Below are 26,133 nucleotides of genomic sequence, written 5' to 3'. Positions count from 1 at the left end.
CAATGCTAACAATGGCAAATATCACTATAAGTGAATGATAAATATTAGGATAAAGTAAAATTATTTACGGCTATGTTTTGGCTGTTATTACCTGTGAACAGCGGATACAACGGTATTGAGTTTGATTGCGAGTGACTTTGTTGTGGCGGCGAATACTGAGCATGACCGGGCCGCACTGACAATGATACTGAAACTGTTTACCTGCAACGGATTTAGTGTCCAATTGATGGGTGGTGTCTGCAGGTATTTGATAAATGCCGTTCATTAACTGTTGCCACTCTTTACCGTGGGGCTTCACTTTGCCAAACAGTTGAAAGCACAATAAATGACTAACTTCATGGGGCACCACTTGGGTTACAAATGCATCGACATTCTCTTCTAGTAACACTGGGTTAAAGCGCAGTTTATTCAATTGTAGATGCGCAGTGCCAGCGCTTTTGCCTCTTAAGCTAAATAGAATGCTCGGACGGGGAAATTTTCGCTGCAGTTGCTGCTCGGCCAATTGATAGTCGGATTCTATTTTCAATAATACTTGCTGTTGGGCTTCGGTTTTCGGTAATGGAATACGAGCCTCTGAAGCAAGATGTTTAGTACAGGTATTTGCTATGGGGGTTGATGTTCGGCGTGCGAAAATAGATTTGAACATAATAAGCTAATCGTAAAGAGTTGTAAGTTGCTGTAGGCGAAATCGCCTGCTGATAAGGCTATAATAGCATTATCAGCAGGGCATAAAACTAATGCTAAAGCGAACCCGCAGCAAGTTTTACCATTTCGCGGATTTGCTGCACCATTTTCCATTCCATTTCTGCATCAAAACCTGCGACTCTGGGAGTATGAATATGGCCAACCGGTAAAGTACGGTTAAATTGTTGCTTTAATAAAATGCTGCGATATGAAATCTCATTAGATAAATAACCGCCGCCAGAGCCTTCTACCGATTGCTCGTTAGCCAGTTCGTAAATTGACTTAGCATCAAATTGACCTCTGCTAATGCTGGTCACTTGATGATTGTCATTGATGCTCCAGTCACCTTGGGCTTGCTTCATGGCAGAGACAGGCAGTGAAAACTCCACAAACTCGGGACCGTTTAAGTTACCGCCATTAAAAAGTGGAGCCATTGGGGTGGTTTTATTTGCACCAGTATAAACGTTCAAATTGTCAGGTGCTGCTGCGCTGCGACCTCTTGCGGGGAAGCGCTCTAAATCAAAATTATCACGCCCCATACTGACAGTAAAAATCATATCAACACTATTATCACGATACATAGGCGTTAATAGTGATTCGATCATGCCGTTATCAAAGTCGGCAAAACGCACCGGGATCATCACAGTTTCGATTTGAGCTTGTTTGCCATTAACATTAAAAGTGACGCCATCTAAAGCCAAGGCTGTTAATCCTGATGGGTTACTTTGATCAATATGCTTATCTAAAAAGAATGGGTCAAAACCTGTGACGAGAATTTTAATTTGGCTTTCGGGTAAAAACTGAATGTCGCTTAAGCCTCTTGAAGACTTCTCAAACGCTTTAATCAAGATGTCACGCTGCCAAGGGACAATATTATAACCCGCATGGGCGGTTTTTAAGGTCTCTCGCATAGCAAGGCGACTCCAATATAGGCCGCGATCATCGTGTTTGCCTGACTGAACATCGGCTACCGCTTGCTGCCATAGTTGGGTGCCTTGGGCTGCGACCATTTGGGTAATGACCAGCTCATCAGTTGAGTTAACCAGCTTGTTACCTAAGCTGCTATTAAAGTGTTCATATTGATTAACCACGGCAGGCATTGAGCTCAGGGCTGTGGGTAAACGTAACTCTTCAACGTCTCGTTGTATGCTGAAGCCTTGGGCAACAGTAGGGGCTGAAGTTAGCAATAAGGCAGTAAAAGCTGCCAAAGCAGTACGGTTAAATAAGGGGGCAAACAAGGGCTTGAACATGACTATTCCTTTAGGATGTTTTATTTTTATGAGTTTAATTTAACACGGCTTTAGCACTAATTCATTATTGATTGTAATGACTCTTGGCTACCATATCGTTTCGCGAAAAAATCTAAAAAGGCGCTAATATTACTGGCTAATTGCCGTCTACTTGAATACACCCCGTACACTTTGAAGGGTTCCATAGGCCACTCTTGCAGTAATGGCACTAAACTGCCTGCTGCCAGTTCTTGCTTACAGCTATTATTGGATAGCATGGCGATACCAAAATCATCTTGAGCGAGGCGTTTGACCATACTGGCACTATTGACCCTGACCTTGCGTTTAAAGGTGGCCATGGTTTTGCGATTGCCTTTACCTACCGGCCAAATAGGCGCCGACATGCTGGTGCCTAATAATATGCCACTGTGCTGGGCCAGCTCTTGAGGGGTTGCTGGTGTGCCTGATTTTTTGAGATATCCAGGGCTTGCAACTAATATAGGTTGGCGTTCAAACAATAACCGCGCCACTAAGTCAGAAGATTCTAATGGGCCATATTTTATGGCAATATCATAACCTTCGCCGACTAAGCCAACATTACTGTCGGTGAATTGAACGTCGAGCTCGATGTTGGGATAAAGGCGCATGAAGCTACTGCAAAGGGTGGCAATGACGTCTTGAGAGAATGACACCGGAATGGCAATCCGCAATGAACCGGAGATATCGCTATGGGTATTTTCGATAATGGCTTTGGCGGCTTCAATTTCTTGGCGGATAGAATCACAATGTTGATAAAACAAAGCACCAATTTGAGTCAGACTTAAATTACGGGTATCACGTTGCAGCAAGCGTACACCAAGTTGCTCTTCTAGCTGAGCGACTTTACGACTTATGGTTGATTTTGGCTGGCCAATATCTCTGGCCGCTTGGGAGAAACCTTTTGCTCTAACTACTGCTGCAAACAGCATCATACCGTTTAAATCAGGCACCTTAGCCTCACTGTCTCAAAAATGGAACAAAGCGTCCCCAATAGTTTAATGGTAATTGTACAGGGAACAAAGTTATATTTACCGACTAAAAATTTTAGAGGCTATATAAGCAGAGGATCTAAGGATGACTAGCAAAAAGCAGCCCGTACACAAGACATCGGCACAATCGGCTGACCCGCTCTTTCTTAAAGCGGAGCATTTAGCTAAAGATTTTTCATTATTTCCAGCTCACAGTAAGCAAACTTTAGCTGAAGAAATCAAAGGATTGTTATCTGAAGATGCGATCCAAGCAAATTTAAAAGAACTGTCGACCTTAGATGTCGATAGTTATGTGGCTAAAGTTATTCAACCGACTTTAGATAAAAACCGCCCAAGTGCAAAACGTGTTATCGCTGATCTAAAAGGTAAGTTGATCACTGAGTTTCACTTAGGTTCTTTTTACAGTGCTGAAATTGAATTAAATTTCGGTTCACGTACTCGCCGCATTGGTTTTATCGCCCAAGAAAGAACCTCGGCAAACGGTGCGTGGATGCCTGAGCATCATTTAGCTGCATGTAAAGCGATCCGTCACTTTGCTGAGTTATCAATGCCAATCGTTTACTTAATTGATACTCCTGGCGCCGATGCGGGGGAAGTGGCTAACAGCCAAAACCAAGCCCATACCATTTCAAAAGCCATTGCAGAAAGTGCCAATGTTGACGTCCCAACTGTCGGTATCGTGATCGGCGCAGGTTACTCTGGTGGCGCGATTCCATTAGCGGCGGCAAACATCTTATTGTCATTACGTGACGGTATTTTTAACACTATTCAACCGCAAGGCTTACAAAGCATTGCCCGCAAGTACAACTTGTCATGGCAAGAATGTGCTAAGTCTGTGGGGGTATCACCAGAAGAGTTGCTTTCTGCTGGTTGTATTGACGGTATAGTTGATTTTTCTCCTTATGATAAAGACGAGCGTCAGCATAACCTGCGCCGCGCGATTATCAGTGGTATTGAAGCGGTAGAAAATGCAGCCATCACTTTTGTACGTGAATCTGACGATTTACGAGAGCATTATGATCGTAGTTTAGCGCGCTATTTAGACCCCTCTAAAAACCTTTCAGCCTTAGAAAATAACCAAGGCTTAGCTGTGGCGAACAGTCCAACCATGCACCACAATGTGTTTGGTAGTGCCTATCGTTATTTGCGTTATCTCACTGTGCGCAGTCGTATTCATTCAATTTCGGTTGAACAGTATGGCCGTTTGTCGAAAGTGAGTGTACCTGAAGGTGATTTACTGGCGCGTATTCAGCAAGAGCAAGACAGTGTATTTCAATCTTGGTTAGCGACGCCTGATAAATTAGTTTACGACGAAGAGTTGAATAAGCTTTGGGGCACTTTTGATGCCAAACGTAGCGAGATTTCAGCTGAACGTAACGTGATCACTCGTTTCATATTAGGTGAGCCGAAAGAGAACTATAAGAAAGCCCGTAAGGCATTGCTCTTTAACATCGGCTGGTCTTTGTATCATCGCTGGAAAGGTAACTCAGCTAACAACTTCAAAGGCTTAATTAAGCACCTTGAATCATTGCCATCATCTACTACTCAAGCGCCTTGGCCTGAGCTGAATCAACTGACTGTACTTGATATTGTGGTCAATGATGAGTTGCGTGAAGACTTCATTTGGCAATGTCATAACGTATTAATCTTTAATGCACTATATGACAATGTGGTGGTTAACTTAGCGTCGATTTCCAAAGAAGCGATGATGTCTAAGAGCTTGTCACGTGAATCAGTTGATAAGTTATTGCATAACGCCATCGATACTGCGTTATCAAATAATGATGAAGCCAACGATAAGAGCAAGTTCTATAAATGGCTTAAATTCTTCATGGCGCAATCTAACCGTGCAGAACTGTTAACCCGTGTAGAGCAATGGAAGAGTGTCGGTTTCCCGCAATTAAACGACAGTTTATTTGTTATCTTAACCTACTTCTTTGAGCGTTTATTGCCAGAGTATTTCGACAGTGAAGAAGATCAATCTAAGTACACAGGTGCTATCAACCCTGTGCGTATTGGTCGTCGTAAAGATTTCTGGAACCGCCTCACCATGGGCTACCAAGATCTACTGATCCAAAAAGTCCTTCGTGATGAAAAGCGCCAAGGGAAAATGGGTTGGGAAAATATTATTGGTAAGTTCTTCACCGAATTTGAAGAGCTTAATGGCGATAAGATGTCTGCCAACTTGCTCAACTTCCCAGGTTTCCGTTTATCTATTGAAGATGCATTAGACAAAGGCATTCGCCCATGTGGTTTAATTACCGGTTTAGCTGACTTTGATAATAACGGTCAAACACTGCGTGTCGGTGTTGCGGTATCAAACATTGCCTTCCAGGCTGGTGCGTTTGATATGGCCAGTGCTGAGAAGTTCAGCGCGCTATTAATTGAATGTGCTAAGCGTAAATTGCCAGTGGTTTGTTTTATCAGTTCTGGTGGTATGCAAACCAAAGAAGGTGCAGCGGCACTATTCTCAATGGCTGTGGTTAATGACCGTATCACCCGTTTTGTACGTGATAATGAATTACCGGTATTGATGTTTGGTTTTGGTGATTGTACCGGTGGCGCACAGGCAAGTTTTGTGACCCATCCGTTAGTGCAAACTTATTACCTATCAGGCACTAATATGCCATTTGCTGGTCAAATGGTGGTGCCTGCATACTTGCCATCAACAGCAACGCTATCTAACTACTTATCTAAAGTACCGGGTGCGATGACGGGCTTAGTGCATAACCCATTCACCGATACTCTTGATAGCCAATTATCAAGTATTGATCCGTTAATGCCACTGCCAACATTGCATGCCCAAGAGATCATTGCTAAAGCGGTATCAACCTTAGTGCCTGAAGTTAAAGCCATTGAAGAGAAGATTGTTCAAGACGATCCTCGTGCGTTAATGAAGCCGATTGATAAAGTGCTTATCCATGCACGTGGTTGTACTGCGGTTAAGTTGATCCGTAAAGCCCATGACAACAAAATTAATGTTGTTTTGGTGGCATCAGATCCTGATATGACCTCAGTGCCTGCAGACATGCTTAAAGTGAACGATAAGCTGGTTTGTATTGGTGGTAACACCTCTGATGAGAGTTACTTAAATGCCTACTCTGTCCTGAAAGTGGCAGATTACGAAAACGTTGATGCGCTTCACCCTGGTATTGGCTTCTTGTCAGAAAGCCCGCAATTTGCTGCTTTATGTGTTAACAATGGCGTAAACTTTGTTGGCCCAAGCGTGCATTCGATGACGACTATGGGTAACAAATCAAACGCGATTAAAACCTCACAAGGCCAAAACGTGCCTGTTGTGCCGGGTAGCCACGGTATTTTGACCAACGCCGAGCAAGCGGTAAACGTAGCGCTTGAAATTGGTTACCCTGTATTGCTTAAAGCGGTACAAGGTGGTGGTGGTAAAGGCATCCAAGTGGTAACTAAAGCTGAGGACATGATTGGTTTGTTCCAAAAGACTTCAACTGAAGCGGCTGCAGCATTTGGTAACGGTGACCTTTACCTTGAGAAATACGTCACCTCATTGCGTCATATCGAAGTTCAGTTACTGCGTGATAAGTTTGGTAACACCAAAGTGTTGGGTATTCGTGACTGTTCAGTGCAACGTAATAACCAAAAAGTGATTGAAGAATCGGGTTCAACCATGTTGCCTGAAGAGCTTAAGCAACGGGTACTTGAATACACTCGTGCATTAGGTGACGCCACTGATTACATGGGTGCGGGTACGGTTGAGTTTATCTACAACCTTGATGCTAACGAAGTGTACTTCATGGAAATGAATACCCGTCTGCAAGTTGAGCATCCAGTGACTGAAGCAACCTCAGGAATCGATATTGTTAGTGCCCAGTTTGATATTGCTGCGGGTCGCTCAATTGAAGATCTAGAGCCAGTTGAACAAGGTTACGCCATGGAAGTGCGTATTACTGCTGAAAAAGCAGCCCTTGATAGTGATGGTGTACTGCAGTTGTTGCCAAACCCTGGCAAGATCAGTGAGTGCTTCATGCCTGAAAGAGACGATGTTGAAATCATCTCAATTGCTGAAACGGGTAAAGAAGTATCGCCATATTACGACAGCTTAATCGCGCAAATTATTATTCGCGGTGAGTCTCGTGAAGATGTGATCACTAAGATGTCTGCTTACTTAGATGAAGCTTACATCAAAGGTATTGCCACTAACATTCCATTATTGAAGCTTATCCTTAAGGATGCGACCTTCAATCAAGGTGTTTACGATACTAACTATCTACCACGCTTGATGGCTGAGTTAGATGTACCTGCCTTGATTGCTGAAATGGAAGCGGCGGCCGAAACTGTTGGTTTAGATACCGAGTCTTTACGGGTTGCTGAAAGTAACGAGCTTAAAGTGTTAGCCCAAGGCGCTGGTATTTTCTATACCTCACCAGCACCGGGTGAGCCTGACTTTGTTAAAGAAGGTGACATAGTCACAGTAGAGCAAACATTAGCGCTAACTGAAGCGATGAAGATGTTCTCTCAAGTAAGCTTAGCCGGCTTTAACCGTCAAAATGCAGTGCTGTACCCTGAAGATAAAAAGTATCGCATTGAGCGCATTCTAAACGGTAATGGTCAGCAAGTTTCTCAAGGTGACTTACTGTTTGTGATTTTGCCCCTTGATGGCGAATAAGCTTAACGCTTGATTGCTTGATGACACAAAAATCCCTAAAGCTTTTTTAGGGATTTTTTTATGTCCGACAGCGAATTAAATACTTTTGCATCAGTCGACGAAGAACAACTTAAATTCACCTAAATGAAGGCTATTAAGTCAATATTAACCTTGTTGTAGTAACCTAAGGTCAATTTAAACAGCTTAGAAGTAAAAAAACACTATTGTTCGAAAAATAAACGATAAGTTTTATTTCTCTGTTTTATATAAGAAATGTGTATTTTTATCGAATTTATTTACGTAAAATGCGATAAAAATTGCAAGTCCTATTTGCGCTATTGCAGGTTCCAACTTACAATATGCGCCTTAAATAACCTGATGTGCGGTGTGTCTAAGTTTTTACACGCTCCGTCTACCTCTTAACTAATCATTAAAGTTGAATCATGACCGAATTATCCAAATACAGAAACATTGGTATCTTCGCTCACGTTGACGCGGGTAAAACCACGACCACCGAGCGTATCCTAAAGCTAACCGGTAAGATCCATAAGATCGGTGAAGTTCATGATGGTGAATCTACTACTGACTTCATGGAACAGGAAGCTGAGCGCGGTATTACTATTCAGTCAGCAGCAGTAAGCTGTTTCTGGAATGACCACCGTTTTAACGTTATTGACACTCCTGGTCACGTTGACTTCACTGTTGAAGTTTATCGTTCACTAAAAGTGCTTGATGGCGGTGTTGGTGTATTCTGTGGATCTGGTGGTGTTGAGCCTCAGTCAGAAACTAACTGGCGTTATGCTAACGAATCAGAAGTTGCTCGTATCATCTTCGTAAACAAATTAGACCGTATGGGTGCTGATTTCTTACGTGTTGTTAAGCAAACTAAAGATGTTCTAGCTGCTAACCCACTAGTTATGGTTCTTCCTATTGGTATCGAAGATGAGTTTAGTGGTGTTGTTGACCTACTAACTCGTAAAGCTTGGGTATGGGACGAAACTGGCGAAGCTGAGAACTACAAAATCGAAGACGTTCCAGCTGACATGGTAGACATGGTAGAAGAATACCGTGAAATGCTAATCGAAACTGCTGTAGAGCAAGACGATGACCTAATGGAAGCTTACATGGAAGGCGAAGAGCCATCTATGGAAGAAATCAAGCGTTGTATCCGTCAGGGTACCCGTGATATGTCATTCTTCCCTACATACTGTGGTTCTGCGTTCAAGAACAAAGGTATGCAGCTTCTTCTTGATGCTGTTGTTGACTACCTACCTAACCCAGTTGAAGTTGACCCACAACCTCTTACTGATGAAGAAGGTAACGAAACTGGCGAACACGCTTTAGTTTCAGTTGACGAGCCATTCAAAGCGTTAGCATTCAAAATCATGGATGACCGTTTTGGTGCACTAACCTTCGTACGTATCTACTCTGGTAAGATCAACAAAGGTGACACCATCCTTAACTCGTTTACAGGTAAAACTGAGCGTGTTGGTCGTATGGTTGAAATGCAAGCTGATGAGCGTAACGAATTAGATTCAGCGCAAGCTGGTGACATTATCGCTATCGTTGGTATGAAGAATGTTCAAACTGGTCACACTTTATGTGATGTTAAACATCCTTGTACTCTTGAAGCAATGGTATTCCCAGAGCCAGTTATCTCTATCGCTGTAGCGCCAAAAGATAAAGGCGGCAGTGAGAAAATGGGTATCGCTATCGGTAAAATGATTGCAGAAGATCCATCTTTCCGCGTAGAAACTGACGAAGACTCAGGTGAAACCATCCTTAAAGGTATGGGTGAGCTTCACTTAGACATTAAAGTAGACATCCTTAAGCGTACTTACGGTGTTGACTTAATCGTTGGTGAACCTCAAGTTGCTTACCGTGAAACTATCACTAAGGTTACAGAAGATAGCTACACGCATAAGAAACAGTCTGGTGGTTCTGGTCAGTTTGGTAAAATTGACTATGTTATCCGTCCTGGCGAGCAAAATACTGGCTTTACTTTCAAGTCTTCAGTTGTTGGTGGTAACGTTCCTAAGGAATTCTGGCCTGCAGTTGAGAAGGGCTTTGCTAGCATGATGAATACCGGTACTGTTGCTGGTTTCCCTGTGTTAGACGTTGAACTAGAACTTACAGATGGTGCTTTCCACGCAGTTGATTCGTCAGCTATCGCGTTCGAAATCGCTGCTAAAGGCGCATTCCGTCAATCTATGCCTAAAGCTGGCGCACAACTTCTTGAGCCTATCATGAACGTTGACGTATTCAGCCCAGATGACAACGTTGGTGATGTTATTGGTGACCTTAACCGTCGTCGTGGCATGATTAAAGACCAAATGGCTGGTGTTACTGGCGTTCGTATTAAAGCTGACGTACCGTTATCAGAAATGTTCGGTTACATCGGTTCACTACGTACTATGACATCAGGTCGTGGCCAATTCTCTATGGAATTCGCTCACTACAACCCATGTCCTAACAGTGTTGCTGAAAAAGTAATTGCTGACGTTAAAGAACGTGAAGCTGCTGCTAAGAAGTAATTCTAGCGTTTAAGCTTTAATAAAAACCGCTGCAAGCTAATGCTTACAGCGGTTTTTTTATGCTTTAAATTTGAGGATAAAAAATAAAAATTATTAATAAATATAAAACTAATAGCGCTAGCGCTTGGTTAAATAAGCAGCTAACTTTACTCCTAGGATAACGAATTAAGTATTTAATCGTGTTTAAAAGGAGCTTATATGAAACCGCTTTATCTGCTTGCCGCGGCTTTTTCTGTCGCGGTGTGTTTTAATAGTGTCGCCGCTACTCAATCTAAACCTGCTACTGAACATACTCAAAAAGCCAATGCCGCAGTGCTAAAGGCGCTTCCCTTTAACGACAAGCAAGATTTTGACAATGCTAAACGGGGTTTTATTGCTAAGCCTGATGTGGTGACCATTAAAGATGCCAATGGCAATGTGGTATGGGATTTAGAGCAATACAAAACTTATATTAGTGATGACAAAGCCTCCCCAGATACGGTCAACCCCAGTTTATGGCGTAATAGCCAATTGGTACTTCATCATGGTTTATTTGAAGTGACTGATAATATTTACCAAGTACGTGGATTTGACTTAAGTAACATCACTTTCATTAAAGGCGACAAGGGCTGGATTGTATTTGACCCATTAATCTCCCCTGAAACAGCTAAAGCCTCATTAGACTTAATTAATAAGCATATTGGAGAGCGTCCAGTGGTGGCGATTGTTTATAGTCATAGCCATATTGACCATTATGGCGGTGCAACCGGCTTAGCCACAGCTGAAGATGTCGCCAGCGGTAAAGTGCAGGTGATAGCGCCGGAGCATTTCACTGAGCATGCGGTGTCAGAAAATGTCATTGCCGGTAATGCCATGGGTCGCCGTGCGGTATTTATGTACGGCGCATTACTGCCTAGAAATGCCCAGGGCGGTGTAAATGGCGGTCTAGGTATGACAGTATCGACCGGGCTTGCGGGTTTATTAGTGCCTAATAAGGAAATCAAACAGACGGGGACTAAATTAACTATTGATGGTGTTGAAATGGAGTTTCAGTTAACCCCCGGCACTGAAGCACCAGCTGAGATGAACACTTGGTTTCCACAATATAAAGCCTTGTGGATGGCGGAAAACACGACTAATACCATGCATAACATCTTAACCCTTCGTGGGGCGCAAGTGCGAGATGCGCTGATTTGGGCCAGTTTCCTTGACGAGACTATTAGCCTGTGGGGCCAAGAAGCAAAAGTTAAGTTCCAAAGTCATCATTGGCCTTTATGGGGTAGTGACAACATTATTCCTTATTTCAAAAAGCAGCGTGATATCTACAAATTCACCCATGACCAATCAGTAAGACTGATGAACCAAGGTTACACAGGCGAAGAGATTTCTGAAATGATCACACTGCCACCTGAATTAGAGCAGAACTGGGCTACCAGAGGCTATTACGGTACGCTGAAACATAATAGCCGCGCAGTGTACCAACGTTATATGGGCTGGTATAACGGTAATCCATCTAACCTTGATAATCTGCCGCCAGAAGTGGTTGCTAAAAAGTATATGCAGTACATGGGTGGCGAAGCTGAAGTGGTTAAAAAAGCCAAAAACTCTTTCGCTGATGGTGAATATCGCTGGGTTGCTGAGGTGATGAAACATGCTGTTTTTGCTAACCCTCAATCTACTGAGGCTAAAGAGTTATTGGCCGATGCCTTTGAGCAATTAGGTTATCAAGCTGAGTCAGGGCCTTGGCGTTCAGTATATTTACAAGGTGCTTATGAGCTGCGAAATGGTATTCCGTCGGCAGGGGGAACTCAAACCGCAACACCTGATACTATTCGCGCGATGACACCTGAATTGCTGTTTGATTATTTAGCGGTAAGATTGGATTCTGCCAAAGCGGCGGGTAAACAGTTTGATATCAATATTGATTTCACTGATCTTAAAAAGGGTTACAGCTTAACAGTTGAGAATGCGGTATTACACCACAGCTCAAATCAAGTTGAAGACCCGGATGTCGGCTTAGTTATGAGCATGGAAACCATGAATAGCATCCAGCTAAAAGAGATAACCTTTGATGAGGCCATTAAAAAAGGCGATGTAAAAATTAGTGGCGATGAAAGCTTATTCACTGCGTTTTTAGGCATGCTTGATGAATATAACTTCTGGTTTAATATTGTGACGCCGTAAAGGCTTTAGACTTTGAGCCTTAGCTAATGTTGTCATGTTAGCGACAAACTAAAATGCCACTGAGATCCAGTGGCATTTTTATTTTACATCGATATCAAGCTGGATGTAGAAGCTTAGTTTGTGTGGTAATTCTCAACTAATGCTTCTTTATTATCTGCTTGTGCAACATGGCACTGAACACAAAAATAATATTTATCGTCAAATTTTCCATCGGCTTTTACGTGTGACTTGTCGATTGGCGTGGCTTTCATGCGCGCTGCCTTTTCAGTACTGTGACACGTTAAACAACCATTCTTTTTCATAGTGATAGGATAACTATCTCTATGGGGGATCATAGGTGGTTGATGCACAAATGTTCTTTCAATCGCAGTTCCGCGGCTTGGGTAAGTCGCTTTTGCATCTGCAGGAATGGTGTCAGTAATCTGTACATCACCAGCTAGTGATTTTACATTTACTGGTGCAGCAGTTTCTGCTGCTTGTTGACCTGAGCATGCGCTAAGACTGAGCACTATCGCAGCAAGGCTAAGTAATTTCTTCATGGTTTACACTCCTTCATATCCATTATTTTTTGATTAAATGGATAGAGATAAATAGTGATTCAGTGATGCTAAATTTGTTTTCAGCATCACTGTAAGTCAAATTAGGCTTTAACAATCTTCACTGGACACTTCTTGAAATCTGTTTCTTTCGATAACGGATCAGTAGCATCAAGTAATAATTTGTTGACCAGCTGTCTAGCATCAAAGAATGGCATAAACACCACGCCGACAGGTGGCTTGTTACGGCCTTTAGTTTCAACACGCGTTTTCACTTCACCACGTGGAGAAATCACTTTCACTTCATCACCATTTTTCAGGCCACGACTACTCGCGTCTTTAGGGTGCATGAATACCTGTGCATCAGGGTATGATTTATGCAGCTCAGGTACACGAGCTGTCATACTTGCAGTATGCCAATGCTCAAGTACGCGACCTGTAGACATCCATAAGTCAAACTCTTCATTTGGCTCTTCAGCAGCGGGCTCAAATGGCAGTGCAAAAATCACTGCGCGTCCGTCAGGCTTACCGTAGAAGTTATAACCTTCACCAGCTTTAACGTAAGGGTCGCTTCCTTCAACGAAACGACGAACCGTCTCGGTACCATTGACTACAGGCCAACGTTTACCGCGGTTTTCATGATAGTTGTCAAATGCATCTAAATCATGACCGTGTCCACGACCAAATTGAGCATACTCTTCAAATAACCCTTTTTGCAGGTAGAAGCCGAATGCATCGTTTTCATCGTTGTAGTCACCTTTACACTCTGATGACGGGAATTTATCAACGACACCGTTAGCAAATAAGATGTCATATAAGGTTTTTTCTGCATACTCAGGCTTTTTAGCAATTAACTCTGCAGGCCAAACTTCAGAAACTTTGAAGCGCTTAGAGAACTCAACAAGCTGCCATAAGTCAGACTTAGCGCCTTCAGGGGCTTTAACTTGTTGATGCCACATATGAGTACGGCGCTCAGCGTTACCGTAAGCACCTTCTTTTTCTACCCACATCGCAGTAGGAAGAATCAAGTCAGCAGCTGTTGCTGTCACTGTTGGGTATGGGTCTGATACCACAATGAAGTTTTCTGGGTTGCGGAAACCTGGGTAAATTTCATCGTTAATGTTTGGACCTGCTTGCATGTTATTGGTGCACATAGTCCAGTAACAGTTTAGTTTGCCATCTTTCAGCATACGGCTTTGAAGTACAGCATGGTAGCCAGGTTTTGGCGGAATCGTGCCTTCAGGTAGCTGCCATAACTTTTCAGTGATTGCGCGATGTTTAGGGTTTGCTACAACCATGTCTGCAGGCAAACGATGCGAGAAAGTACCCACTTCACGTGCTGTACCACAAGCTGAAGGTTGACCTGTTAATGAGAACGGGCTGTTACCTGGCGTGGCAATTTTACCTGTTAACAAGTGAATGTTATAAAGCATGTTGTTTGCCCACACACCACGAGTATGTTGGTTAATACCCATAGTCCATAAGCTCATGATCTTGATGTTAGGATCAGCATACGCTTTTGCCATTTCGATAAGGTTTTCAACTGGTACGCCACTCATTTCAGATGCGTATTCAGCAGTATAAGTACTGACAAATTTTGCGTATTCTTCAAAAGAGATAGGCTTAGATTTGCCGTTACCTGGGTTTTTCGCTTTCTGCTCTAGAGGATGCTCAGGGCGAAGACCGTAACCGATATCAGTCACACCTTCTGCGAAGTTAGTATGCTTGCTGACGAAGTCTTTATTAACCGCATCGTTTTGGATGATATAATTGGCAATGAAGTTCAAGATAACTAAGTCAGATTGCGGCTTAAATACCATAGGGTTGTCGGCAAGTTCGAAGCTGCGGTTTTCAAATGTCGATAACACATGGACTTTACTGCCTTCATGGCTTAAACGACGGTCAGTTAAGCGTGACCATAGAATAGGGTGCATTTCTGCCATATTGGCGCCCCAAAGCACGAAGTGATCTGCAGCTTCGAAGTCATCATAGCTACCCATTGGCTCATCAATACCAAAGGTACGCATGAATCCAGCTACCGCAGATGCCATACAGTGACGGGCATTAGGATCGATGTTGTTGGTAAGGAAGCCCGCTTTGTGTAATTTAGATGCCGCGTAGCCTTCCCAGATAGTCCATTGGCCCGAGCCAAACATACCTACCGATGTAGGGCCTTTTTTGGCAATACTGGCTTTCCACTTGTCAGCCATGGTATCAAGGGCAACATCCCAGCTTACTGGGGTAAATTCACCTTCTTTGTCATACTTGCCATCTTTCATTCTTAATAATGGCGACGTAAGGCGGTCTTTGCCGTACATAATTTTAGAGAGGAAGTAGCCCTTAACACAGTTAAGACCTTTGTTGACTGGGCTTTCTGGGTCGCCCTGAGTCGCAACAACTTTGCCACCTTTGGTACCCACTAAAACACTACAACCCACACCACAGAAACGACAAGGGGCTTTGTCCCATTTTATTTCTGCAGACTGCTCTTCTGCTTGAACCATTTTTATTGGTAAAGCAAGTCCAACTGCCGAAGCGGCTGCGGTAGCTGCATTGGCTTTTAGAAACTCGCGACGGCTTATGCTCATGGTGTTTCCTCACTCTTAAATGTATGTAGACAGTATTTTTAAAACTATCTTTGTTTTTATTTACCAAGGTTTTTATTAACAAAAAACTTAACTATCATTGAGTCTAAACCGCGCATTTTTCATGGGTATACCCCAGACTGAGTATACGGGCTGTTTATTGCTGTAGATCACACTAGTAAGTGTGATCTAAAGCACATTTTTCAATTTGCTCAATTACTTAATTAGCAAATGTAAATTTAATTCTTACGGATTATTGATAGTTAATGGTAAAAGTATAGGACAGATATAGATAAATCCGTCCTATAGAAGTAGCAGCTTCTATAGGCTTTAAAAAGCGAGGAAGAGGCAAAATTAACTTTGAACATCAATGGTGCTAATAGCCCGTTAGCTCCATATATCCATTACCAGAATGACTGCCTGATACGCTGATCGGGCCTTCCCAATAAGAGATTGTCAGTGGCATATCACTGTTGGGGTTAAGTGCTTTAACGGTGACATCAATATCTTCGCTAGTAATGCTAACCTGCCAACTAATTGGATAGCGACCACTGTCAGTTTGTTGCCAGCTAAGCGGGGTAACTTTTATGTCGTTTGGGTGTGACTTACTATTAATATTTCTGCCGTTACCGTCGAAAAACATTCTGCGGGCACTAAAAAAGGCCTCACTATTACTGTTTCTTAGTTGAAAAAGCATTAGCGCAGAGCCATCATCTAAGCGAATAGAAAACCAGTCCCAGCCTTGCTGGCTTTTAGTAAGGAATTGCGAGCTCCACTCCCTATCAAGCCAAGCCTTTCCTGTGACTATTTCAGTTTTACCATCACGGTTAATAGAACCTGTTAAATCAATAAAAGGCTGGCTGTAATAGTAAGAAGCAACTTCGCCGTTAGGGCTTTTAATACTGTAGCCGTTATCGCCTTGTAGGTTCATTGGCGCGTTACTGGTTAATGATAATTGGTAGCCAAATTTTTCAGTGTTAACCGTTAAATTTGCCGGAAATAACGCATTTGTTTCACTGCGCCACTGCCAGTCATCTAACACGATGGTGAGAGGGTTAGAGCTAACATGAGCCAGTTGTGGATGGGCGCGAGACCATTTCTCTTTGGCTTGATGCTTGGATGCTGAGGTTAATGCAGCGTGTGACATAAACATTTGATTAGTAGCCCAGTTGTTTGGCGCGGCAGTATCAGCAGCAGACAACGCAATTCTGAATTGAGTCCATTGAAGCCCTAGCTCTTCACCCGCCTCAGTGGTCATATTGGCCGTTAAATACCACCACTCTTGCCTAAATTTATCATGGCTTAAATGATCTTGCGGGAAATTGAGTTGATGATCTGGCAGTACTTTGGCGTATTGCTCAAGGCTGTCAGCGTCTTGCGTTAATAGGCTGCCCATACTGGCTTTGTTATCTGACTCTGCTGTTGAATTAGGCTGACAACCCATTTGGCTCAGACAAGCTAACAGTAACCATATTGCGATAAAAGCTGACTGTCGTAGCTTTAGCACTGGGTCAATCTGTCGCTTTTTGATGGCGCTGGTTATCGGGGCGTTATACATTATAAAGCCTCTTGCTGAAGGTTATGAATAAGTGATTTACGGGTTTGCCAGTAAAGTGGGATCGCGATGGCAACGGCGCTGGTAGACAGCGCAATTAACACCACTCGGGCATAAGCTTGCCAATCCCATAGCATGGCAATACTCCAACCAAAGGCTTGTAAAGTGACTTTGTTGATCAGTAAGTAACCCAGTACAGCACCTGTTGGCAGCGCCACTAAACAGGTGAGTAATACAATAAACTGCATTTGAATGAACATCATAAAGCGCAAGCGTGCTTTGCTCACCCCAAGGGCATATAGTTTGGCTAGTGGTGCTTGTCTGGCTTGGGTTAGCATTAAGCATGCACTGAATAATCCAATGGCAGCCACCATTAAGGTGAGGCTATTGAGCACCATGGTGATAGAAAAGGTTTGCTTAAACATGGCTATGGCTTGCTGCTTAATTTTGGCTTGGTTATACATTTGCGCTGTTGAAATTAGCTTGCTATTAACGAGTGATTGTTCAAGCTCGTTTATATCGCCATCATAGCTGGCAGCGATACTTTTAGCTTGCTTGGGCAATTGTAATTGTTGCCATAGTGTATTACCAATTACGACCTGACCCTTAGGGTTACCATAATCAAAGAAGATAGCGCCAATGGTCACGGGGTGTTGATTCGTTTTTGCTGACATGATTGGCAATGTAAAGCTATCGCCAATTTGTAACTTGTATTTAATCGCAATGGGCTCACTTATCATCAACTGATTACCCTGAGTAAATTCAGCCCAGAAGTCATCTGATTGCTGTTTTAGCGAACTGACAATCTTAGTTGAATACAAATCGCGACTCACAAGTTCAACGGGCATATTTTGATAACTGCTATTTACTGTCCACTGTGAATATATACCAGTGACCTTAGGCTGCTTCTCTAAGAAAGACGCAATATCAGTGATGTTTTCGCTTGACGGGCGCATGTATAAATCTGCATGAAGGCGGCTTTCAAGCCAGGTTTTTAAGGTGACTTCAAAACTGCCCACTAGGGTATTCATCGAAATGTTCGCGGTTAGCGCCAATAGCATCGCCATCATGGCTAACGATAACGGCCCGATTAACTCTTTGGTTTCTGCCATCATGTATTGCCATAATCCTGCCGGAAAATACTTAGCCAAACTACTACTGACATAATGCAGTGTTAATGGCAGCAATAGTGGGATAGCGACAATAACAATCCCCATCAGTGCGAGGCTAAATTGATATTGCTCAGTAAACGGAAACAGTGCAGCGCAAATGGTTAATGCCACTATCGCGATGGCAAACAACCAGCGTTGGGTGACCAGCAAACTGCTTGCTTGATTATGTTTGGTGCCAGCTCGGGCGAGGGGTTGTTGCGTTAATTGTCGATACAGTGGTAGGCAGGCGAGTAAACCGGCAAACAAGGTTAACACTATGGCTTGGGCAAACCACTGCCATTGCCAGTTGCCGGGCATTAGCCGAGCGCCATAAAGCTGCTCTAGTGTCATGGCGACCATAGGTTGTAGCCAGACGCTGAGTTGCAGCCCCAGAATAAAGCCTAAGCTTGCACCAATGATCACCAGCACAATGAGCTCAGCGACCAGTGCTAGCATCACATTATGCTTATTAATCCCTAATTGCAGTAATTGTACTAATAATTTTTGCCGCTTCATCAAACTGTAGCGCACGCCGTTATAAGCGATAAATAGCCCTACCACAAAAGCCAGCATACTCATGGCGTTAAGGTTTAAGTGAAAACTACGGGTAAGCTCTTGTAGCGCCTGGCCTTGATCTTGTTCTGTAATACTCGCCTGTTGCTGTAATAGATTTTGACTATTGATTTGCTCAATCAGTGGCTCAGCAGGATCAAACAAAGCAATATAAGACAGCTTATTGGGTTGGTCTAATAGGATTTGCGCTAAAGAGATATCAGCGACAATGGCATTACCTAAGCCATAATCATCATCGACACTGATCACTTCGAGCTTGATAGTGTTAGCGGCTTTATCTTGTGGGTTTTGTAAATAAAACCACCCGTCTTTTGCTATGTTATCCGCTAGGGATTGGCTCATTAACAACACATTGCTGCCTGCTAATAGCTTATCCAGTGGAATATTAATGGGCGTTTTGCTGTTGGTATTCGTTTGAGCTTCAGATGAATGGTTTTGTAAGTTAACTGCAGCAAATAAATCGCTGCCTTGAATTTGCCAGCGCCGCCCTTTATCGTCGACTGCAAGGCCATTAATCACAGCTAAAGCATTACTGATCCCGCTTTGACGCAATCGGAAATAGACCTGCTCATTAATGAGTTGTTGCCCTGCGGCTGGGGTGATCAACAAGCTTGCCCGTTGACTTAATAGTTCGGTGGCTTCGCTGTAACTTCTTACTGCATTTTCATTGGTAGACTTGACGCCTATTAGCAAGGTGACTGCGAGGAGGATACCGAGAAGAATGGCACCAGCTTGTAATGGCGAATGGCGGTAGTGGGCAAAGAAGATTTTTAGTGACAACAGCCATTGTTTGACAGTGATGTCTTGAGCCTGATTACTCATGAATATGGCCTTTTTCTAAATGCCACCTGCGTTTCATATAGCCCGCACAGGTTTCACTGTGGGTTACCATCAACACCGTGGTATTTGCAGCCATGGTAAGCTGGCACATTAGCTCCATTACTTGCTGACCTGCAGCTTCATCTAAATTACCGGTTGGCTCGTCTGCTAGTAATAATGCCGGTTTGTGGATTAACGCTCTGGCAATGGCAACGCGTTGCTGCTGACCACCCGATAAGGTTTCAACAGGTCTTGTAAAAATGTCACTAATCCCAAGCTGCGTAATAAGCTCATCGCCCCAATCACTCCACTTTTGATTATTAAGCTGTAATACAAAACGGATATTATCGATAACATTAAGCGGGGTGAGTAAGTTGAATTGTTGGAAGACAATACCAAGTTGGGCGCGCCTAAACTGGCTCCATTGACTATCTTGCCACTGCGCTGCTTGTTGGTTCATGAGTTGTAACTGACCAGAATCAATTTTCTCAAAACCGGCAATGATATTAAGTAGGGTGCTTTTGCCCGTGCCGCTGGGGCCGGTTAGCGCAATGGTATCACCACGATGCAGGGATAAATCGACACAGTTAAGCACCTGATGGAGTCTATCGCCATCGTTAAAGCCTTTGGATACTTGCGATAGTTGGGTGATCACTGCTGTCATTAGCGTCTCTGGTATTACTTGTAATTACATCATCATACGACAAATAAAATTACTTAGATCGACTTTTCATTGAAATAACCCGTTTATATGTTGATTTTGAAATAATAAAAAAGGCTGAAGAATGAGAAGTAACCTCATCCATCAGCCTTTATTTAATGTTACGGTTAGCAGCCTTTGTTGGCTTTAACCCATATAACCGTTTAAGTTAATCTTCTAACGAATAAGGTAGCGGCTTCACCACTAGCTCACTTTGGTTGTCATTTTTTACTCTTAGTTTTGCATCATTTGGCGTATCGTTAGCCAATACTGCGGTTAATAGCACTTGGCCATTAAATTCAACCGCTTCGATAACTTTACCCGCTCGAAGAAAGCCATCTTCTGAGGCAATTTCAATTTGAGTTTCACTGCTGACAGTTTCAGAGGCACTACCGGATAGAATATACAGGGCGCGTTTATTACCACCGCGGTACTTCATTCTGGCAATGGTTTCTTGGCCCATGTAGCAGCCTTTTTCAAAACTAATACCGTTTACCGCCTGTATATTACACATTTGTGGTACAAACTCACTGCTGTGGTTGTCGTCAATATTGGCGTAACCGGCTTGAATTTCTAATGCTTGCCAAGCTTGGTGGCTAGATAGTGGTTGATTTGAAGCTGTGACTAATTGCTGCGCTTTTTCAGCTGATGTAATCACTATGAAGCGCTCAGCATCTTTTAAAATAATAGCGCCTTCAGCGTGAGTAACTTCATGTTCAATCCGTCCAAATTGCTGCTCAATAAACTCTGCAGCCTTCGTACCAGCAAAGCCTAAAATAACTTGCTTAGCAGTGACATCAGTTAATTCCGCTTTACTGAACACCGCATATTTCTGCCATGAGGCCAAACTTAGCGGTAATACTGATGCTGGCATTAAAATAAAAAGGCTTTCAGCAATTGTGTAGGTTCTAAAGCTAGCAATCATCTTACCCTTAGGATCGCAATGTGCGCCCCAGCGCCACTGAGTTTCTGTCAGCGATACGATATCGGTAGTGACTTGGCCGTGAATAAAGGTTTTACCTTGCTCACCGGTCACTTCAATTAAACCTAAGTGGCTTAAGTTTGAAACCAGTAAGTCGGGCGTTGAAGTTAAGTAATCCCAGTTTGGCTGTGTGGTTGCGAGTGTCATAAAATGATCCCTAAGGTGAGCAACAAAGATAAGCTTTGAGTGTAACGGAATTCAGTGAGGCTCAAAAGAAAAAGCTATCTTCAATTAATTGAAGATAGCTTTAATTCACAATTTAACTGCGTGATAAGCCTAAGGTTAAATCGTTCACCGACTTAGCTTGAATTAAAACAATACGCGGGTACGAATAGTACCTTCAATTGCTTTTAACTCGCCCAGCGCTTGTTCGGCTTGGTTTGAATTGACTTCCATGACCACGTAACCAATATCTGCAGTCGTTTGTAGATATTGCGCAGCAATGTTAATGCCTTTTTCTGAAAACGCTTGGTTAATTTTAATCAACACACCTGGACGGTTGTGGTGAACATGCAATAAGCGCGAGGTGCCTTTATGTTGTGGCAATGACACTTCAGGGAAGTTAACCGCAGACACAGTTGAGCCATTATCAGAATATTTAGCCAGCTTACCCGCGACTTCAATACCGATATTTTCTTGAGCTTCAGCAGTACTACCACCAATATGCGGGGTAATAATGACGTTATCTTGTCCACGTAGTGGGCTAATAAATTCGTCATCATTTGACTTAGGCTCAACTGGGAATACATCAATTGCAGCGCCTGCAATATGGCCTGACTTTAGGGCATCAGAAAGCGCATCAATATCAACCACAGTGCCCCGTGATGCATTGATAAAAAAGCTTTTTGAACGCATTTGTTCAAACTCTGTCGCACCAATCATATTTTTAGTTTGCGCAGTTTCTGGTACATGCAAGCTGATAACGTCTGCTTCATTCAATAGTGTTTCCATTGAATGGATTTGGCTGGCATTACCCAGTGGCAACTTGTCTTCAATATCGAAAAATACCACCCGCATACCGAGGGTTTCAGCCAAAATACCCAGCTGAGTACCTATATGGCCGTAACCAATGACCCCTAAGGTTTTACCGCGCACTTCATAGCTACCATTGGCACTTTTTAACCAACCGCCACGGTGGGCAAGGGCGTTACGCTGAGGAATACCGCGCATCAGCATGATGATCTCACCTAACACTAGCTCAGCAACACTGCGAGTGTTTGAGAATGGCGCATTAAAAACGGGTACGCCTAACTTCTCAGCAGCGGCAATATCAACTTGGTTAGTACCAATACAGAAACAGCCAATCGCGACTAGTTTTTCAGCATGGTTCAACACTTCAGCGGTTAATTGGGTGCGCGAGCGCAGGCCGACAAAGTGAGCATCTTTAATTGAGCGCAGCAACTGGTCTTCAGGAAGGGAAGCTTTGTGATATTCAATATTGGTATAACCTGCACGCTTAAGTACATCGACTGCAGTTTGGTGGACGCCCTCCAACAGCAGGATTTTAATCTTATCCTTGTCAAGCGAGTGTTTTGCCATGGTGTGGGTACCCTCTTATCAATAGTTATGCTTATGTTATGCTGACATTAATGCGCAACCAAAATAGCATTATTTATTGCCATTGTAGAGGGCTAGATGGCTAAAGACTGTGATCTTGGTTTAGAACAATATCATCTAAAGGGAATGTATAGTGAATAAGAAAGTTATATGGGTGGTTATTTTTGCTGTCGTGCTCGTTTGGTCGGTGAGTTCACCTAAAGATATGTTTACTTGGTGGTTAGAAGCACTGCCAGCATTAATCGCCTTACCCATCTTATTTTTTACCCGTAATAAATTCCCCCTAACACCCTTAGCTTACTTATTGATTTTGTTACATTGCTGCGTGCTCATGGTCGGAGCTAAATATACCTATGCCGAAGTACCACTGTTTGATTGGTTGGCTGATGTGATGGGTAGCGAACGTAATAATTATGACAAAATCGGCCATCTTGCTCAGGGGTTTATTCCGGTCATACTGGCAAGAGAGGTGATGCTAAGAAATCACGTCTTACAACCGGGCTATTGGTGTCAGTTTCTATCAGTTTGTTTTGTATTGGCATTTTCTGCTTTTTACGAACTTATTGAGTGGTGGGTTGCAGCTGCAACAGGTGAGAATGCGGAGGCGTTTTTAGGCACTCAAGGCTATGTGTGGGATACACAGTCAGATATGTTTATGGCACTTATAGGTGGTATTAGTGCATTAGTCTTGCTCACAAAGGTACATAATAAGCAGTTAGCATCACTTTAATCAGCTACATTTATAGATCTTGTGACTGTTAAGTTTATTTTTACTTGTTTTATTTTTGGTAACGGCTTGGTTTGCGAGCACTTAATCTATTAATGAGTACTTAAGTATTGCAGAAATACTTTATAGACTAGTTAAAATGCCTTATGGGCTAGTTAAAATGTACTATTATTGCATTATGTTGTTATTATGTTATCAATGTTTCAGGAAGAAACTCGTATAGCCGAGAGATACAGAATACTTTTCAGGGAGAAAAGTGATGAATTCGAATATTGATGAATTAGTCTTCTTACACCAGGTTGCAGCGCCTTGCAACTTGGCTATTTTAGCTGAGTCGATAGGGTTAAAAACCAGGGTAGTGAAACACCCTAGTGAACTTGAAGTAGAACATAATACTAATTGTTTCTATTTGATCGCCCAAAAGGGGGCCGCGCTGGATAGCAAAGGCATTCCGCTGTTGGTATCACGGCTAGTTAATCATGTCCCTGTCGCTTTATATCAAGTTGAACGGGGCTCGTTAGATCAGGAGTCTGCACTATTGTTAGGTGTAAGAGGCTTACTTTATGCCGACCAACGTATGGATTTAATGTTGACCGGGTTACGTAAAATGGTAGCTGATGAGCTTTGGTATGATCGACCGCTAATTAGCAAAATTTTCCGCCGACTAGTACAAAAACTTGATGCTAATACAGAAATCCCCCCAGATACTATCGCAATGCTGCAAATGCTCACTAATCGTGAAAGAACCATTATTCAGCTAGTTTCAAGCGGTGCAAGGAATAAAGAAATAGCCCACAGGCTTTGCATTAGTGAGCACACGGTAAAGGCACATATCTCTTCCATCTTTAGGAAAACCCAATCTCGCAATCGGGTCGAGTTACTGCGTTGGGCACAAACTTATCAAGCCCATTTTGAGTTCGCTTAACTTAGGTTATTTACCCGTTTTAAAATAATTTAGAGATGTTATTAAGCCAGTTGCTAGTTGTAACTGGTTTTTTTGTTTGTTTCGGCAATTATTTCATCGTGTAAAATTAATTTATGAGCTTATGTCATAAAATTGCACAGAATTAGCTTAACGTAATGAAAACAATAAGCTTTGCCAGTGGAGGAGATATTAAAGTAAATATATAGGGAGCAATGTGCTCCCTATATTCAGTAAGAAAATTTTCTATAAATTAATTCTGGTAAATTGCTGCAGAATTAAAGTTTCCGGTTTGGACTACAGTGGCAATATCATTAGTGCCAATTTGCATGCCTGTAACCGTATTATCATTACCAATTTGGGTTACATTTAATGTATTCATAGTACCATCAATTGCAAAGTAACCATCATCTCCACCAACCCAGTTACCGTCGCCTAGCTGAGAAACGGTAATTGAGTGGTCATCACCAAAGGCGACTATATCAGTTAAGTTAAAATCACCTTCTTGGCTGATATCAACAGTCTGATTTGAACCGACATTTGAAATAACGGCTTCGTTATCATTGCCTGTTTGGCTCATATCAACTGTATTGTTATCTCCAACGGTTTCTGAATATGCAAAGTTAAGTTCACCTGAGGAAGTGATAGTGACCTCATTATAGAAGCCATCAGCTACAAAAGCAGTGTAGTTATCTGCACCACTTTGATCTACAGATATAACATTCTCATCACCATAAACAATAAACTCAGTTAAATTGGCATCACCAGTTTGTACGACTTCAATATCGTTAAGCGAGCCATTTAAAATAGCAATATTAGCGCCGCCCACTTGGTTACCAAAACCATCTTGACTAATAGTAACGTCATTATCGTCTCCAAAAGAAAACTCTATTGTTGCGCCGTTATTAATGCCAGTTTGGTCGATAGTAATATCATTTAAAGAGCCTGATAAGCTTGCTACTACAGCAGTGTTATCATCGCCTGTTTGGCTAAAATCGAATGTATTATTATCACCAAATACACCTAAAGCAGCACCAAAGTTGTTATCACCAAGTTGGTTTACAAATAGTTCATTACCATCGCCAGCATTTAGGCTGCCTGAGTCGGAAACGATACCTGCTTGGTTATTTACACCATCTTGCATTATGGTTGCACTATTACTATTACCTTCAACAGCGAATACCGCTAAGTTAATCGCACCGTACTGGGTTACTTCTGCAGCGTTTTCATTACCAATAACTTCGATGATACTTTCGTTTTGAGCTCCATCTTGAATAACATCAGCAGTGTTACTATTACCCGTTAGCGATACGTCACTAGTGTTATAAAAGTCAGCCTGCTGAATAGTAACTTGGTTTTGGTCACCTATGATGCCAACGTTTGAAATATGCCAATCATCAACCTGGTTAGTAATGACAGAGTTTCCATTACCTTCAGAGCTAATATAAGATTCTTGCCAGTCCCCTTGCTGGGTTACCTCGGCAAACTGTAAATCACCAATTTGTGTCACGGTTGAAATATGACGCGTGCCAGTTTGGCTTACTGTGGCATCCTGCTCCATGCCCGTTTGAGTTACTGTTGCGTTAGTATTCGAAGCGAATGCCGATTTCTCTGCAGCTGTCACCTCTGGTAATGAAAGCCCTGCTGCTGAAACGGGTAATGCTAAGCTTGCTGCAATAGCAAGTGATACTAACGATAATTTCTTTTGCGATTTCATTCTACGCTCCCTGTTTAAATATAGATTTATCTGATGATTAGAAAATAATC

General features: G+C 42.7%; 16 protein-coding genes. 5 read left to right on the top strand and 11 right to left on the bottom strand.

Translation table 11 applies throughout. The features are described from left to right. Positions 1-70 precede the first annotated feature (70 nt). The 3 genes from Q4591_RS04285 to Q4591_RS04275 all read right to left on the bottom strand — a co-directional run bounded on the left by Q4591_RS04285 (position 71) and on the right by Q4591_RS04275 (position 2,902). Complete coding sequence (locus Q4591_RS04285; RefSeq protein ID WP_303459566.1) at positions 71-646, bottom strand: SprT family zinc-dependent metalloprotease; 576 nt, start codon at positions 644-646, stop codon at positions 71-73. Positions 647-740: 94 nt separating this feature from the next. Beyond that, entirely contained in the window at positions 741-1,934 is a 1,194-nt protein-coding gene (locus tag Q4591_RS04280; protein ID WP_102436733.1) for a hypothetical protein, read from the bottom strand. Between the two features lie 56 nt (positions 1,935-1,990). After that, positions 1,991-2,902: a LysR family transcriptional regulator gene (locus Q4591_RS04275; RefSeq protein ID WP_102436735.1), complete on the bottom strand. Its 912-nt coding sequence runs from the start codon at positions 2,900-2,902 to the stop codon at positions 1,991-1,993. Positions 2,903-3,026: 124 nt separating this feature from the next. On the opposite strand from Q4591_RS04275, the gene Q4591_RS04270 reads away from it, so the two are divergent. The 3 genes from Q4591_RS04270 (at position 3,027) to Q4591_RS04260 (ending at position 12,259) form a co-directional block, all read left to right on the top strand. Next, positions 3,027-7,583: a biotin carboxylase N-terminal domain-containing protein gene (locus Q4591_RS04270; protein WP_102475340.1), complete on the top strand. Its 4,557-nt coding sequence runs from the start codon at positions 3,027-3,029 to the stop codon at positions 7,581-7,583. 422 nt (positions 7,584-8,005) lie between these two features. Further along, positions 8,006-10,096, top strand: coding sequence for an elongation factor G (fusA, locus tag Q4591_RS04265; RefSeq protein WP_102436739.1), 2,091 nt, complete (start codon positions 8,006-8,008; stop codon positions 10,094-10,096). Between the two features lie 198 nt (positions 10,097-10,294). Beyond that, positions 10,295-12,259 (top strand): alkyl/aryl-sulfatase, encoded by a 1,965-nt coding sequence (locus Q4591_RS04260; protein ID WP_102475339.1) that lies wholly within the window; start codon positions 10,295-10,297, stop codon positions 12,257-12,259. Positions 12,260-12,372: 113 nt separating this feature from the next. On the opposite strand, the gene Q4591_RS04255 is transcribed toward Q4591_RS04260, so the two are convergent. The 7 genes from Q4591_RS04255 to serA form a co-directional block, all read right to left on the bottom strand. After that, complete coding sequence (locus Q4591_RS04255) at positions 12,373-12,798, bottom strand: nitrate reductase cytochrome c-type subunit (protein WP_102436743.1); 426 nt, start codon at positions 12,796-12,798, stop codon at positions 12,373-12,375. Between the two features lie 101 nt (positions 12,799-12,899). Next, the gene (napA, locus tag Q4591_RS04250) at positions 12,900-15,383 is read right to left on the bottom strand and encodes a nitrate reductase catalytic subunit NapA (protein ID WP_303459562.1); all 2,484 of its coding nucleotides are present in this window, start codon (positions 15,381-15,383) and stop codon (positions 12,900-12,902) included. Positions 15,384-15,756: 373 nt separating this feature from the next. Further along, positions 15,757-16,824: a lipocalin-like domain-containing protein gene (locus tag Q4591_RS04245; protein ID WP_102475375.1), complete on the bottom strand. Its 1,068-nt coding sequence runs from the start codon at positions 16,822-16,824 to the stop codon at positions 15,757-15,759. Positions 16,825-16,937: 113 nt separating this feature from the next. After that, entirely contained in the window at positions 16,938-19,481 is a 2,544-nt protein-coding gene (locus tag Q4591_RS04240; RefSeq protein ID WP_102436747.1) for an ABC transporter permease, read from the bottom strand. Beyond that, positions 19,474-20,142, bottom strand: a complete 669-nt coding sequence (locus Q4591_RS04235) for an ABC transporter ATP-binding protein (protein ID WP_303459558.1) — start codon at positions 20,140-20,142, stop codon at positions 19,474-19,476. Before Q4591_RS04235 ends, Q4591_RS04240 begins: the two co-directional genes overlap by 8 nt. A 205-nt stretch (positions 20,143-20,347) precedes the next feature. Continuing rightward, positions 20,348-21,307 carry a tRNA-modifying protein YgfZ gene (ygfZ, locus tag Q4591_RS04230; protein ID WP_102475336.1) on the bottom strand — a complete coding sequence of 320 codons (960 nt, stop codon included), beginning with the start codon at positions 21,305-21,307 and terminating at the stop codon, positions 20,348-20,350. Between the two features lie 162 nt (positions 21,308-21,469). Continuing rightward, a complete protein-coding gene (gene serA, locus Q4591_RS04225) occupies positions 21,470-22,699 on the bottom strand; it encodes a phosphoglycerate dehydrogenase (protein ID WP_102436753.1) in 1,230 nt (409 codons plus the stop codon). 151 nt (positions 22,700-22,850) lie between these two features. On the opposite strand from serA, the gene Q4591_RS04220 reads away from it, so the two are divergent. Both Q4591_RS04220 and Q4591_RS04215 read left to right on the top strand, forming a co-directional pair. After that, on the top strand, positions 22,851-23,447 hold the full coding sequence (locus Q4591_RS04220) for a DUF2238 domain-containing protein (protein ID WP_102436755.1): 597 nt from the start codon (positions 22,851-22,853) through the stop codon (positions 23,445-23,447). Between the two features lie 256 nt (positions 23,448-23,703). Then, positions 23,704-24,369, top strand: coding sequence for a response regulator transcription factor (locus Q4591_RS04215; protein WP_102436757.1), 666 nt, complete (start codon positions 23,704-23,706; stop codon positions 24,367-24,369). Between the two features lie 250 nt (positions 24,370-24,619). Here the strand turns inward: Q4591_RS04215 and Q4591_RS04210 are convergent, their stop codons facing one another. Next, positions 24,620-26,083, bottom strand: coding sequence for a curlin (locus Q4591_RS04210; protein ID WP_102519417.1), 1,464 nt, complete (start codon positions 26,081-26,083; stop codon positions 24,620-24,622). Between the last annotated feature and the right edge of the window lie 50 nt (positions 26,084-26,133).

The sequence above is a fragment of the Shewanella sp. 3_MG-2023 genome, assembly GCF_030548765.1.
Taxonomy (GTDB): Bacteria; Pseudomonadota; Gammaproteobacteria; order Enterobacterales; family Shewanellaceae; genus Shewanella.
The sequence above is the reverse complement of the archived record's forward strand: the minus strand, read 5'-3'. Positions and strand labels throughout refer to the sequence as shown.

What these genes read in the sequence shown, in the direction of transcription:
- Q4591_RS04285 (WP_303459566.1), bottom strand. Translation starts at nt 646, where the DNA reads ATGTTCAAATCTATTTTCGCACGCCGAACATCAACCCCCATAGCAAAT.
- Q4591_RS04280 (WP_102436733.1), bottom strand. Translation starts at nt 1,934, where the DNA reads ATGTTCAAGCCCTTGTTTGCCCCCTTATTTAACCGTACTGCTTTGGCA.
- Q4591_RS04270 (WP_102475340.1), top strand. Translation starts at nt 3,027, where the DNA reads ATGACTAGCAAAAAGCAGCCCGTACACAAGACATCGGCACAATCGGCT.
- fusA (WP_102436739.1), top strand. Translation starts at nt 8,006, where the DNA reads ATGACCGAATTATCCAAATACAGAAACATTGGTATCTTCGCTCACGTT.
- Q4591_RS04260 (WP_102475339.1), top strand. Translation starts at nt 10,295, where the DNA reads ATGAAACCGCTTTATCTGCTTGCCGCGGCTTTTTCTGTCGCGGTGTGT.
- Q4591_RS04255 (WP_102436743.1), bottom strand. Translation starts at nt 12,798, where the DNA reads ATGAAGAAATTACTTAGCCTTGCTGCGATAGTGCTCAGTCTTAGCGCA.
- napA (WP_303459562.1), bottom strand. Translation starts at nt 15,383, where the DNA reads ATGAGCATAAGCCGTCGCGAGTTTCTAAAAGCCAATGCAGCTACCGCA.
- Q4591_RS04245 (WP_102475375.1), bottom strand. Translation starts at nt 16,824, where the DNA reads ATGGGTTGTCAGCCTAATTCAACAGCAGAGTCAGATAACAAAGCCAGT.
- Q4591_RS04240 (WP_102436747.1), bottom strand. Translation starts at nt 19,481, where the DNA reads ATGAGTAATCAGGCTCAAGACATCACTGTCAAACAATGGCTGTTGTCA.
- Q4591_RS04235 (WP_303459558.1), bottom strand. Translation starts at nt 20,142, where the DNA reads ATGACAGCAGTGATCACCCAACTATCGCAAGTATCCAAAGGCTTTAAC.
- ygfZ (WP_102475336.1), bottom strand. Translation starts at nt 21,307, where the DNA reads ATGACACTCGCAACCACACAGCCAAACTGGGATTACTTAACTTCAACG.
- serA (WP_102436753.1), bottom strand. Translation starts at nt 22,699, where the DNA reads ATGGCAAAACACTCGCTTGACAAGGATAAGATTAAAATCCTGCTGTTG.
- Q4591_RS04215 (WP_102436757.1), top strand. Translation starts at nt 23,704, where the DNA reads ATGAATTCGAATATTGATGAATTAGTCTTCTTACACCAGGTTGCAGCG.
- Q4591_RS04210 (WP_102519417.1), bottom strand. Translation starts at nt 26,083, where the DNA reads ATGAAATCGCAAAAGAAATTATCGTTAGTATCACTTGCTATTGCAGCA.